15 protein-coding genes, 1 tRNA gene and 2 pseudogenes are annotated in these 12,087 nt (G+C 43.1%); 16 read left to right on the forward strand and 2 right to left on the reverse strand.

Features of this window, described 5'->3' with window-relative positions; translation table 11 throughout:
* The first annotated feature begins 10 nt into the window (after window positions 1-10).
* From cydX to nadA, 10 genes are all read left to right on the forward strand, one after another.
* The gene (gene cydX / locus VRK_RS06010; RefSeq protein WP_021020147.1) at window positions 11-118 is read left to right on the forward strand and encodes a cytochrome bd-I oxidase subunit CydX; all 108 of its coding nucleotides are present in this window, start codon (window positions 11-13) and stop codon (window positions 116-118) included.
* On the forward strand, window positions 111-413 hold the full coding sequence (ybgE, locus tag VRK_RS06015; protein WP_059120537.1) for a cyd operon protein YbgE: 303 nt from the start codon (window positions 111-113) through the stop codon (window positions 411-413). The genes cydX and ybgE overlap by 8 nt, the downstream gene beginning before the upstream one ends.
* A 155-nt stretch (window positions 414-568) precedes the next feature.
* Complete coding sequence (gene ybgC / locus VRK_RS06020) at window positions 569-976, forward strand: tol-pal system-associated acyl-CoA thioesterase (RefSeq protein WP_059120538.1); 408 nt, start codon at window positions 569-571, stop codon at window positions 974-976.
* A 2-nt stretch (window positions 977-978) separates the two neighbouring features.
* Entirely contained in the window at window positions 979-1,662 is a 684-nt protein-coding gene (gene tolQ, locus VRK_RS06025) for a protein TolQ (protein ID WP_059120539.1), read from the forward strand.
* A gap of 5 nt (window positions 1,663-1,667) precedes the next feature.
* Window positions 1,668-2,108, forward strand: a complete 441-nt coding sequence (locus VRK_RS06030) for an ExbD/TolR family protein (protein WP_059120540.1) — start codon at window positions 1,668-1,670, stop codon at window positions 2,106-2,108.
* 14 nt (window positions 2,109-2,122) lie between these two features.
* A complete protein-coding gene (tolA, locus tag VRK_RS06035) occupies window positions 2,123-3,133 on the forward strand; it encodes a cell envelope integrity protein TolA (RefSeq protein ID WP_059120541.1) in 1,011 nt (336 codons plus the stop codon).
* Between the two features lie 34 nt (window positions 3,134-3,167).
* Window positions 3,168-4,520, forward strand: a complete 1,353-nt coding sequence (tolB, locus tag VRK_RS06040; protein WP_059120542.1) for a Tol-Pal system beta propeller repeat protein TolB — start codon at window positions 3,168-3,170, stop codon at window positions 4,518-4,520.
* Between the two features lie 31 nt (window positions 4,521-4,551).
* On the forward strand, window positions 4,552-5,094 hold the full coding sequence (gene pal / locus VRK_RS06045) for a peptidoglycan-associated lipoprotein Pal (RefSeq protein WP_059120543.1): 543 nt from the start codon (window positions 4,552-4,554) through the stop codon (window positions 5,092-5,094).
* Window positions 5,095-5,114: 20 nt separating this feature from the next.
* Window positions 5,115-5,897 (forward strand): tol-pal system protein YbgF, encoded by a 783-nt coding sequence (ybgF, locus tag VRK_RS06050; protein ID WP_059120544.1) that lies wholly within the window; start codon window positions 5,115-5,117, stop codon window positions 5,895-5,897.
* Between the two features lie 193 nt (window positions 5,898-6,090).
* Entirely contained in the window at window positions 6,091-7,152 is a 1,062-nt protein-coding gene (gene nadA, locus VRK_RS06055) for a quinolinate synthase NadA (protein ID WP_059120545.1), read from the forward strand.
* A gap of 55 nt (window positions 7,153-7,207) precedes the next feature.
* Here the strand turns inward: nadA and VRK_RS06060 are convergent, their stop codons facing one another.
* Window positions 7,208-7,780: a UPF0149 family protein gene (locus tag VRK_RS06060; protein WP_059122673.1), complete on the reverse strand. Its 573-nt coding sequence runs from the start codon at window positions 7,778-7,780 to the stop codon at window positions 7,208-7,210.
* A gap of 298 nt (window positions 7,781-8,078) precedes the next feature.
* On the opposite strand from VRK_RS06060, the gene VRK_RS06065 reads away from it, so the two are divergent.
* From VRK_RS06065 to VRK_RS06075, 3 genes are all read left to right on the forward strand, one after another.
* Window positions 8,079-8,525 carry an L-alanine exporter AlaE gene (locus tag VRK_RS06065; protein ID WP_059120546.1) on the forward strand — a complete coding sequence of 149 codons (447 nt, stop codon included), beginning with the start codon at window positions 8,079-8,081 and terminating at the stop codon, window positions 8,523-8,525.
* 161 nt (window positions 8,526-8,686) lie between these two features.
* Window positions 8,687-8,774 (forward strand) — tRNA-Ser (locus VRK_RS06070).
* Window positions 8,775-9,036: 262 nt separating this feature from the next.
* Window positions 9,037-10,032 (forward strand): ribonuclease T2 family protein, encoded by a 996-nt coding sequence (locus VRK_RS06075; RefSeq protein ID WP_059120547.1) that lies wholly within the window; start codon window positions 9,037-9,039, stop codon window positions 10,030-10,032.
* Between the two features lie 179 nt (window positions 10,033-10,211).
* Here the strand turns inward: VRK_RS06075 and VRK_RS20870 are convergent.
* A pseudogene (locus VRK_RS20870) lies at window positions 10,212-10,298 on the reverse strand (integrase core domain-containing protein); the annotation flags it as partial.
* A 73-nt stretch (window positions 10,299-10,371) separates the two neighbouring features.
* Here VRK_RS20870 and VRK_RS21410 point away from each other — a divergent pair.
* The 3 genes and pseudogenes from VRK_RS21410 to VRK_RS06085 all read left to right on the forward strand — a co-directional run.
* Window positions 10,372-10,785 (forward strand): annotated as a pseudogene (locus tag VRK_RS21410) (transposase); the annotation flags it as partial.
* 11 nt (window positions 10,786-10,796) lie between these two features.
* Window positions 10,797-11,447 (forward strand): GIN domain-containing protein, encoded by a 651-nt coding sequence (locus tag VRK_RS06080; protein ID WP_157371860.1) that lies wholly within the window; start codon window positions 10,797-10,799, stop codon window positions 11,445-11,447.
* A 45-nt stretch (window positions 11,448-11,492) separates the two neighbouring features.
* A complete protein-coding gene (locus VRK_RS06085) occupies window positions 11,493-11,981 on the forward strand; it encodes a GNAT family N-acetyltransferase (protein WP_059120548.1) in 489 nt (162 codons plus the stop codon).
* Window positions 11,982-12,087 lie beyond the last annotated feature (106 nt).

Raw genomic sequence — 12,087 nt, forward strand, 5'->3', positions numbered from 1 at the left:
GAGCTAAGTTATGTGGTATTTTGCATGGATTCTAGGCGTTTTACTGGCTTGTTCTTTCGGCATCATCAATGCATTGTGGTTAGAACATGCAGAGATGATGGATAAAGATAGTGAATGATTTTTCTGCCTTAATTGCGCAGTGGCATCGTCCCATTAATCATATTTTTTACCGAATACTATTAATGGGCGTTGCTTTCTACCATGTTGCGTTGCTGATGTGGAATCCACAGACCTATGCAGCAACAATTGGTGGTTTTAATCTGGTGGTGGTTGTTCTGTTGATCTTGGCTATCTGTGCCAGCATGATTTTCGGTGTCGGTTTTAAGCCGAGACGATGGTTTTGGCAGATATTATTTTCCCCCTACCTTGCCGGATGCATATTGGTTTACTTCAGTTTGGTTCGAATAAACTGAGTGAACAGTGGGCAATATCCTTACCATGAAAGAAAACGCAGCCATCAGGCTGCGTTTTTTGTCCAAAAATTAAAAATTCATCCCGTCTCATTCATGCGGAAGCGTTTGAGTTGCGTTATAGTAAGCGCTTGTATGAATCCGTTGAGGGACGTTAAGTGCATTATTCTAAATCAGCTTTTTCTCGATTTCCTGTGACGATCTATTATGAAGATACCGATGCTGGCGGTGTTGTATACCACTCGAACTATCTTAAATTTTTTGAACGCGGACGGACGGAAATGCTCAGAGAGCAGGGGATATGCCAACGGAAGTTATTGGAACAAAATATTGGCTTTGTGGTCCGAAGCATGGAGATTGATTTTCTGAAAGCAGCGCGTCTGGATGATAACTTAGTCGTCTTAACTCAGCTAACCGAGAGAAAAAAGGCTTCTTTAATATTCTGTCAGGAGCTGGTTAATCCTCATGAAGAGGTATTGTGTCGAGCAATAGTTAAGGTAGCATGTATTGACATGCAAAAAATGAAACCCCAAGGTATTCCCGACGCGGTATTTTCGGAGAAGTAACAGTGAGTGCTGAAATTTCGATACTTGATCTTTTTTTACAGGCTAGTTTTCTAGTCAAAGTGGTGATGATGATTCTCTTGGGCATGTCGATCATGTCATGGGCGATGATTTTTAAAAGAACCAAAGCTTTATCGGCTGCTGAAAAGCAAGCTGCCTCATTTGAGGACCGTTTCTGGTCCGGCACTGATTTGTCTGTTTTATATCAAGACGTGAAAAATAGAAAAGACCAACTGAGTGGTAGTGAAGAGATTTTCTATTCCGGTTTTACTGAATTCGCTCGGTTAAGAAAAAACCATGCTGCCGAAGCCAGTTTTGTTATGGATGGGACAGCGAGAGCCATGCGTGTTGCTGTCTCCCGAGAAGTTGAATCATTGGAAGCTCACCTACCGTTTTTGGCAACAGTCGGTTCAATTAGTCCTTACATTGGGTTGTTTGGTACTGTATGGGGGATTATGCATGCATTCATTGCATTAGGTGCAGTTAAACAAGCAACATTAGCGATGGTTGCGCCCGGTATTGCAGAAGCGCTTGTTGCAACAGCGATGGGGCTTTTCGCTGCCATTCCTGCGGTTATGGCCTATAACCGACTGACGACAGTTGTCAGTAAACTCGAAATGAATTACGCAACATTCTCTGAGGAGTTTCATAGTATTCTTCATCGTCAGGCAATGACTGGTAGGGAGTAAGCTTTATGGCGGGTTACCAACCAAAGAAGCGTAAAATGACCGCAGAAATTAATGTGGTACCCTATATCGATGTGATGTTGGTTTTGTTAATCATTTTTATGGTGACATCACCGTTTATCACTCAGGGTGTGGATGTTGAACTACCAAAAACAGAAACAGCGAAACCTGCGTCCGACTTGGTCGGTGATAATGGTGGCTTCATTATTGTAGAAATCAATAAAGAAGGCAGTTTGGGGGTTAGTATCAATAATGAACCTTTCAAACGGGGACTATCCTTACAGGATGCAATTGTTCTGGTCAAAGCTGAACTGAGTTTACATCCCGGTTCACCTGTTGCTGTCGGTGGTGAGGCGACTAGCCCTTATGCAGAGATTGTGAATGTGCTGGATGAGCTGAGTAAAGCCGGTGTTCCAAAGGTTGGTTTGTTAACAGATATCAGGGAATAAGCAGTATAACCTTCATGAAAAAGAGAGAAGATAAGCGCTCAGGTTTTACAAAACCACTGATAATTTCTATCGTGTTGCACGCGATTTTAATTGGTTTATTGCTTTGGGGCGGTCAGTTTTATCAAGAGAAGCCGCATCCGACCGGTAATATGGTTCAGGCGGTGGTGATTGACCCTGCATTGGTGCATCAACAGGCACAGCAGATTAAGGCGACTCGAGAAGCGGCGGCTCGTAAAGAAAAAGAGCGGCTTGATCGTCTGCGTCGTGAAAGTGAGCGCCTTGAAGAGAATCGGAGAGCAGAAGAAGAGCGAATCCGGCAGTTAAAAGAACAGCAAGCCCGTGAGGCGAAAGCCGCCAGAGCAGCGGAGCAGCAACGTAAGCAGAAGGAGCAAGAGCGACTTGCTGAGGAACAGCGCACGGCAAAAGCAGAGGCAGTAAGAAAAGCCAAAGAGGCTGCAATTGCAAAAGCAGAACAGCAGCGAATTGAGCGCGAAAAGGCAGCTAAGCTAGCGGCAGAAAAAGCACGTAAAGAGCATGAAGCGGCTCAGAAAGCAGAGCAAGAACGTTTGGCAAAGGAAAAAGCAGCAAAGGTTGCTGCTGAAAAGGCTCGACAGGAAAAAGAGCGTCTGGAAAAATTAGAAAAGGAAAGAAAACAGCGGGAAGCAGCCTTAAATGATATTTTTTCCGGACTGCAGGCAGAAGAGCAACAGAATTCTAGTGCTCGGAGTCAATATATTGCCAGCGAAGTTGATCGTTACGGTGAAATCTACACACAGCTGATTCGGCAAAATCTACGTGTAGAAGAGACGTTTCAAGGGAAAAAATGTCGGGTTAATCTGCACCTGATTCCGACGGGTAGCGGTGCAGTTGTCGGTAGTTTGAAAGTGTTGGGAGGGAACTCGGCTGTTTGTGCTGCGACGCAGCGAGCGGTTGCGCAGGTTCCGTCTTTTCCTTTGCCGAAAGATGACCCGGATGTTATCAATAAGCTGAAAGACATTAATATAACAGTTGAACCAAATATATAATTTTGACTGAAGTATCAGAGAAAAGGAAAAGCTTGTGTTACAGCGATTGATTTTGAGTTGTATGTTCCTCGTGATATCAGGCATACACACCGCAAATGCAGCATTAGAGCTCGTCATTACCGATGGGATTAACTCAGCGAGGCCGATCGCGATCGTTCCGTTTCAATGGGAAGGTAAGCGTCAATTACCAGAGGATGTTTCAGGTGTGGTTGCTTCGGATCTACAGCGGAGTGGCAAATTTAGTCCGGTTGCGACCAGCAATATGCCACAAACGCCTTATGATGAATCCGCTGTCAATGTGGATGCATGGACTCGACTTGGAGTCGATTCACTACTAACCGGAACAATCAAGCAAAATGCAGCGGGTAATTATGTCATTCATTACCAGTTGGTTGATATCGTTCAAGCGCAATTATTGAAAGGTAAAAGACAGTCTCTCACAGAGGATGGTCAACTTGTTGAGTCCAAAGATTATGTCTTACTGAATAATATTGCGACGGTCTCACCAAAACGGCTCCGTGAGTATGCACATCGAATTTCCGATTTAGTGTATGAAAAACTAACCGGGGATAGAGGCGCGTTTTTAACGCGAATTGCTTATGTCGTTGTACATGATGGTGAAAAATATCCTTATCAGCTGAGAATCTCAGATTATGATGGCTACAATGAACGGTTAGTCCTCAGCTCTAAACAACCATTAATGTCTCCCGCTTGGTCTCCGGATGGTAAGAAACTGGCTTATGTGAGTTTCCAGAATGGACATGCTGAAATCTACGTCATGAACATTTATACGGGCAAACGTGACAAAATATCGTCATTTCCTCGTCACAATGGCGCGCCAGTATTCTCACCAGATGGTAAGTCATTAGCCTTAGTTTTGTCGAAATCGGGGAGTTTACAGGTCTACATTATGGATTTAGCGACGAAGAAAATTCGGCAAATAACGCGGAGTAGATCAAATAATACAGAGCCTTTTTGGTATCCGGATGGAAAATCTCTGATATTTACCTCAGATCGGGGTGGTAAACCACAGATATATAAAGTAGATTTGTCTACTGGTGTGACAAATCGTCTTACTTGGCAGGGCTCACAAAATTTAGGTGGGCAGATTACGCCTGATGGGAAATTCTTGATTATGGTGAATAAAAACCAATCAGGATTTAACTTGGCAAAGCAAGATTTGGAAACTGGCAGTGTGCAAATTCTTACAAGAACTTTGCTCGATGAGTCTCCAAGTATTGCGCCTAACGGTGGTATGGTTATCTATAGTTCGATTTACAATAAAACCAATGTATTATCCATGGTCTCTATTGACGGACGATTTAAAGCCAGGTTACCAGAAACAAACGGACGCGTAAGAGCGCCAGCGTGGTCACCGTTTTTGTAATGAGTCATGATTAAAAAATAAGGAAAAGAAGATGCAACTGAATAAAGTTCTTAAAGGGCTATTGATTGCACTACCAGTACTCGCGGTTACTGCGTGTAGTTCAAGTGATGATGCAGTGAGTGCCTCAGGAAATGAGACGACGACTAACCAATCTACATCTGGTTCCGCAAATAGTACAGATACAACTGTTGTATCACCCGTTACTGATGATGGTAAGCTTTCTGAACAGGAACTAAAAGATAAGGTTATGCAAGAGCAGACCGTATTCTTTGCTTTTGATAATTCAACAATTGCATCAGATTATAAAGATATGCTGGCGACTCATGCCTCTTATCTGAGTAAGCATCCAAGGGTTCACGTTACGATTGAAGGTCATGCCGATGAGCGTGGTACGCCTGAGTACAACATCGCTCTGGGTGAGCGTCGTGCAGAAGCCGTATATAAATACCTTCAGGCTCTCGGTGTACAAACCAGCCAAATGTCAATTGTTAGCTATGGTGAAGAGAAACCATTAGTGCGCGGACATAATGAAGCTGCATACGCAAAAAACCGTCGTGCAGTGATTGTTTACTAATCTGAAGAGTTTGGTGAAACATGCTCGGTAACCTAAAGCGACAAATTGTGCTTATGTTACTGGTTAGTGCAGCAAGTCATGTGCTTGCTGCACCCGCTCCAGTATCGGATTTAACTGAAGGCATAGAACAACATGAAACTTCGGCAAGTCCTGAGACAAGAGTTGACCGTCTGGAACGTCTATTGCAAAATAGTAGTCAGTTGCGAGTGCAGATGCAGCAGCAGATTGATGAAATGGCGACTGAGATTCAACACCTACGTGGTCAGGTAGAGAAGAACTCTCATGATATGGGGCAGATGCTCACTCGGCAAAGAGAGTTATTTGTTGAAATCGACCGTCTTAGAGAAGAACTCAACTCAAAGAGCAATCTCGAGGCTCAATCAGGTTCAAAAGACAATGATCAGTCGGCATCTGCTGGAACGTACAGTGAAGATGCTAATGAGCAGATGGCTTATCAAAATGCTGTAGATCTGATCCTGAAAAAAAGAGATTATGTCGGTGCGATCAATGCATTCACTAAATTTCAGAGTGACTTCCCCAAATCTAATTTTGCGCCGAATGCACATTACTGGTTAGGTCAGCTTTACTATGCCAAACAGCAGGATGATAAAGCGGTTGAAAGCTTTAAAGCTGTATTGGATTTTCCTAAATCAAATAAACGTGCAGATGCATTAGTCAAATTAGGTGATGTTGAGAAACGTCGCAAAAATACGAAGTTAGCGAATCAGTATTATCAACAGGTGATTGATGAATATCCTGACACTGCTTCTGCTGAATCTGCAAGACGGTCTATGGTGAAATAGCATCTATGATTTTAATTTGCTAGCGCTAGTGTCTGTATCTTAAATGCACAAAAGGAGAACCTCTGTTCTCCTTTATGCTATCTGCCTTCTGTTACCAATCAATTCTATCAATGAATCGTCGTGCTGGTTTTTGACACGTTGTAAAGAGCGTGTAAAATGCGCTAATTACTGGAAATTGCGTAGAGTAGAAGCAATGAGCCATATTACAGAACAGATTGAAACCGTGTACCCATTTCCACCGAAACCGGTACAACTCTCAAAAGAACAAAAAGAATTTTATATTGGCGAAATCAAACGTCTCCTGATTGAGAAAGATGCTGTTTTGATTGCCCATTACTATACCGATCCTGAGATTCAGGCATTGGCTGAAGCAACAGGTGGATTTGTTGGTGATTCACTGGAAATGGCAAAATTCGGCAACCGACATCCAGCCAAGATACTGCTGATTTGTGGTGTGCGCTTCATGGGAGAGTCAGCGAAGATCCTGACACCGGAAAAAAGAATTCTCATGCCGACGTTAGAAGCCGAATGTTCTTTGGACTTAGGTTGCCCTGTCGATGAATTCTCTGCTTTCTGTGATGCTCACCCAGATCATACCGTCGTAGTGTATGCGAATACTTCCGCAGCAGTGAAAGCCAGAGCCAATTGGGTAGTAACGTCAAGTATCGCATTAGAGATTGTTGAACATCTGGACTCGAAAGATAAGAAAATCATCTGGGGACCTGATCGCCATCTGGGCGGGTACATCGCCAACAAAACCGGTGCAGATATGTTACTTTGGCATGGTGAATGTATTGTTCATGATGAGTTTTCAGCGGATGCGTTGAAAAAAATGAAAGTGTTATATCCGGAAGCCGCGGTTTTAGTCCATCCGGAATCCCCCTCCAGTGTGGTTGAATTGGCTGATGCAGTCGGCTCAACAAGCCAATTAATCAAAGCTGCGAAAGCTTTACCGCACCCACAAATGATTGTGGCAACGGATAAAGGTATTTTCTTTAAGATGCAGCAGCTTGTCCCTGAAAAAGAGCTGATTGAGGCACCGACGGCCGGTGCCGGGGCGACATGCCGAAGTTGCGCTCATTGTCCTTGGATGGCGATGAACGGGCTTCAGGCGATTGAGAAAGCGCTCAGGGATGGGGGAGAGGAGCACGAAATCTTTGTTGATGAATCGATTCGGGTTAAATCGCTGATTCCGCTGAACCGCATGTTGGATTTTGCCGAACAGCTGAATCTCTCTGTCAAAGGCAATGCATAAGTTGATGTGAGTTCAACAAAGGAAGGCTGATATAGCCTTCCTTTTTTAATCTGGTTTAACCGTCAGATTCAGCAATAGCCTGTGCACGCTGACTGAGACCGGATAGCATCATTGGCATCGCCTGATAAATCTCTTCGAACTGAGCGATTGCATCTGCGCCAGCCTCATTTAATGTTACCAAAGAGGTTTCCGGGTCATAGAGGATGGTCATCGAGAGTAAAACACCCCCGAGTAACGCTCCATTTTCCGTTTCAGGTGGCATGAGTGCTTCCCAGTCATCTTTGGTCAACTGCCAGCCTTGTAACATGCCTTCACAGAAGTCCCGGGTTGCCTGACTGACAATTTCTTCATCATCGAGCTGACATGATGTCGGCCATTGCCATGAGCCACTGAGTAATGATTCCTGAGCCGCATTCCATTGTTGAACGACGTGTTGGCAATACATCTCAAGATGAGCGGGTTCAGCAAACGGTGCGACGTCACTTCCACCCCAAAGATAGGGGAGCCATTCTTCTGGTGAAATCAGATAAGGTGTTGCAGCGAGCGCGACAATAAATCCCGTCATCTGATGTTCATTGAGCAGTTGTTCGGGCTGTTCTACCGACGCAATAATTTCAGTTAGTGTCACATTCATGCTTCTTGATTAAATCGATTGAGTGGATGAACCATTATGGTATTTGAAATTGAAAGAAGTTGCGAGACATCCGATCCGTTTCTTTAAAAACAGGTGATTTTACAGGCGTTTGTTTTAATTTTGTTTCTTTATTTACAACTACTTAACTATTTATTTTTTGTAGTTTTTTATGCTGGTTTATCGGTTTTATTTTGGTTTTATATTCAGTTAACTGTTTAATAAATGGTGATTAATTTTATAAATATTATGTTTTAATGCGCACAAATAATGTTGCTTTTTTGAGTGAGACAAAATGAAAAATAGTGCGCCTTTTTGTGTTCGCCATGCAGCTGCTGATACATTTGCAATGGTGGTATTCTGTTTTGTGACAGGCATGGGCATTGAGGTGTTTATCTCGGGAATGACGTTGGAGCAGTCGCTATCTTCAAGGCTGCTTTCGATCCCAGTAAATATTGCCATTGCTTGGCCGTATGGAATTTTCCGCGATTTTGTCTTGAGATCCGGGCGGCGTATTTCTCCTAGTGGATGGATGAAAAATATTTGTGACTTGTTTGCCTATGTGGCATTTCAATCACCGGTCTATGTAGGAATCTTACTGGCGGTCGGTGCAACATCCGATCAAATTATCACAGCTGTCTCTACTAATGCGGTAATTTCTTGTGGTATGGGCGTCGTTTATGGTTACTTTCTCGATTGTTGTCGGCGTTGGTTCCGGGTGCCCGGTTATTATCATGTCTGATTCGTTTATGGTTTCAGCTTCAGATTGTTCAGATAATCGGCCAATCAGTTAATTAATAACCATTTGATTGTCAAAGGGCGGTTTTTACGATTTTTCTCCTTGACCTTCTTTCGAAGAATCATTAAATTAGCGCCCCGTTGGAACAATAATTTCAACAATTCGGTGAGTTGTCCGAGTGGCTGAAGGAGCACGCCTGGAAAGTGTGTATACGGCAACGTATCGAGAGTTCGAATCTCTCACTCACCGCCACATTCAAGGCCGTAGACGAACGTCTGCGGCCTTTTTCGTTTCTGAAATCCATACCGTAAAATCAATGTTGCAGCATGAGAATACATTGATGTGAAGTGTCTCGGGAAAAGGCCGCGGCATTGATTTAAACCGGTGAAAAAACAGTGTCATGATTATTTCGCAAAAATAATATGACACTAAGTTTTATTTAACTTCTTTCTTATTTAATTTGATATGTTTAATATTGCGACGCTTACATATACTTATACAGGAAATTTGTTAAATGAAACTAAAAACTCTGTTGGCTGTCTTTTCTGCCCTAGCACTGTTGTTCGGTGTTGTCGGGCAGAGTTCCGCGGTGACTTTCTCTGGTACTTTTTATGCCAGCCAGTCATGTCTGGCTTATCAATCAAAAAACAAGAAAACCAATCCTGGTAACATCTATCTGGTTTCCGGGCAGCCTTACCAAATTCGTGAGGCGAATAAAAATGACGCCACCTGGTACCGGGTGGTGGTTGAAAATGCTAATCCGCAGTTGCGTTGGGTCTCTGCCAGTTGTGGTGAGGTAAAAGGTGGTGATTCTTCTTCATCTGGCAGCTCGGGTTCTGGCAGCTGTTCAACGGCGGGTCAGGAAGACAGTTATGTCTTGGCTCTCAGCTGGCAGCCAGCTTTCTGTGAAACACACACGTCAAAGCCTGAATGTAAGGTCACGGATTCCAGCGCTTATCAGGCCGGAAACTTTACCCTGCATGGTTTATGGCCGAATAAAGCCTCTTGTGGCACAAGTTACGGATTCTGTGGCAGTTATTCTCACTCGGTGAGTCCTTTCTGCAGCTATGATGCGGTTCCGATGTCATCATCGACGCTGGCATTACTGGGACAATATATGCCAAGTGCAGCCTATGGTTCTTGTTTACAACGTCATGAATGGTACAAGCACGGTACCTGCCAGACGCAAAGAAAAGCGGATGAATATTTTAAAACTGCGATTCGTCTGCAAAAAGAATTTAACCAGAATGTCGCTTATTTCATGCAGGAGCATCTCGGTGAATCTGTCTCCACGCAGGACTTTTTTGATGTTGTGGATCAGGCGTTTTTCGACGGAGCGCATAAACGGTTACAGATTTCATGTAAGAACAGCAAATTAGTGGATGTCTATATTAATTTGCCGAAACAACTGGATGAAAATGCTTCCCTTGAAAGCTTAATGATGGATGCTGATCCGAAGTTTTCTAACCAATGTGGCAGCAGCTTCACTGTGGATGAAATCGGCTTTTAATCATCTGTTCTGACTGATAAAAAAGAAGGCGGTTTTCCCGCCTCCTTCTTGTGATTACATTGGTATAAAACCCGGTTCAATCCGGGTTTTATTGTCATCCCTAAACCACTGTAACCCTGCCAGTTTTAATGGCACGATAAGTTAGAGTTTTTCCTGCTGTCGTGTCTTTCCAAATACTCTCAAGGAGTGAGATCATTCAGTGAGTCATGTGGCCTTTCTTCGTTGTATTCCCTCATCTAGTTTTCTGTCAAATCCCGGACTTTATTCTGTATTAGCCCCCAACTAAAACGGATACTCATTAATTAAGCGATAGGCTCAACCTATCTTTAAGGAGTATTTATGGCGCGTATTGAAATTTTTACTGGCGAACAGCGTTGACGTCGTTATACTCCGCAAGAGAAAGCCAAGTTTGTTACCATAACTATGTAACCTGGTTATTATATCTCACGGATTGCCCGGCAAAACGGTATCACCCCGAATTTATTATTTAAGTAGAAAAAGCTCATGCAAGATGGTGGCATGTCTGTAATCCAGTCTGGAAGTCGTCAGCGCAGCAGACCATAAAGCGCTTCAAAAGAAAGTTAAACAGCTTGAGTAGTTGCTTGGCCGTAAAATGATGGAAACCGAAATCCTCAAAGAGGCGCTGGAGATAGCTCAGTCAAAAAAGTTGATATCGCCTATGCCATTGCTACCACCGGACAATTCTCTGTCCTCCGAGTAGCGACAGTTCTTGGCGTGTCACGTTCGAATTTAGGGAAAAATCGATGAACATAAAAAGTATCAGTTTCTTATCTGTATGTTTGATAAATGGTTCTTTGGCGTTTGCTAATGAAAACATAGTTGAAACCATAGTTCCTGCATGTGATTACACTAGTTTGACCATTAATGTCCCTTCCACCGTTAAACTGGTTGCGAGTGGTGACTCGTCTGGTAGCGTGAAAGGTGTTAATAAAGAACTGGATGAATTGAAATACACCTGTTCCAACGGCAAGTTTGAAATTAGCACTAAAGATTCCATCGTAATCAAAGAAGGCTTAATCTTTAAGTTAACCAATGGCTCAGTGTCTAGTCTAACCTTAAATGGCGCGCAAACGGTCGATATTACAAATTTGGCAGCTAAAAGTTTTACCCTTGTAGTAAATGGAGCTGGTACAGCAAATTTGTTTGGAAGAGTTGACGGTTTCGATGTCGACCTAAATGGTGCAGGTCAAGTAGAAGCTACATTGTTAGAGTCTCAAACGGGCAAAATCAAAGTTAATGGTTCAGGTTTAGTTCGACTGAATGTTTCTTCCGAACTAATAGGAAAAGTAAATGGTTCAGGTCGTATTGAGTATTTAGGGATTCCACAAACTATTGATACAAAAGTAAATGGCAGTGGCTCGATATCAGTAATACTGGAGTCACCGAAAATATAACAAACCTTGCTACGTTGCTGAAATGTACTTGGAGAGAAAATAGCAATGGAAGTAACTATCGGCAATGATTCTGAGTTAATCAAGCTGGCTCAAGCTATCCGCTATAAGGTGTTTACTCTTGAACAACAGATCCCTACAGAATTAGACTTTGATGGATTAGATGAAGAGTCAATCCATGCGTTAGTCACGGAACAAGGTGAACCAATTTCTACTGCGCGCCTAACAGCGAAAAAAGACGGTTCTTCTATTATGGCTAGGGTAGCGGTTGCTGAGGCATATCGAAGGAGGGGAGTTGCTTCAAAAGTTGTTCAAGCATTAATAGAATATGCGGAAAATATTGGTGTCAAGTCGATTGAAATCCACGCTCATGGTTATCTTAGAAATTACTATGAAAGGTTTGGGTTTGAGTTCATCAAAGAAGTAGAGATCGTGGGTGAGCATCAGCTAATTGAAATGTGGCACCAAATAGTACGCACATACAAGGCGCCTAAGTCGGACAGCAATCCCGTGGAGGTTTTGGTTCAAATTGGCTAGTGTGGTTACGGTGGTTATTTAGGGTTTAGTGGTGATTTGCAGCCACTTAGCTAAATAACTGATCCTAATTATGCTTCATTTTCAGTGCTCCGTGACCACCACCTGG

The organism is Vibrio sp. MEBiC08052 (assembly GCF_001506075.1).
GTDB lineage: Bacteria > Pseudomonadota > Gammaproteobacteria > Enterobacterales > Vibrionaceae > Vibrio.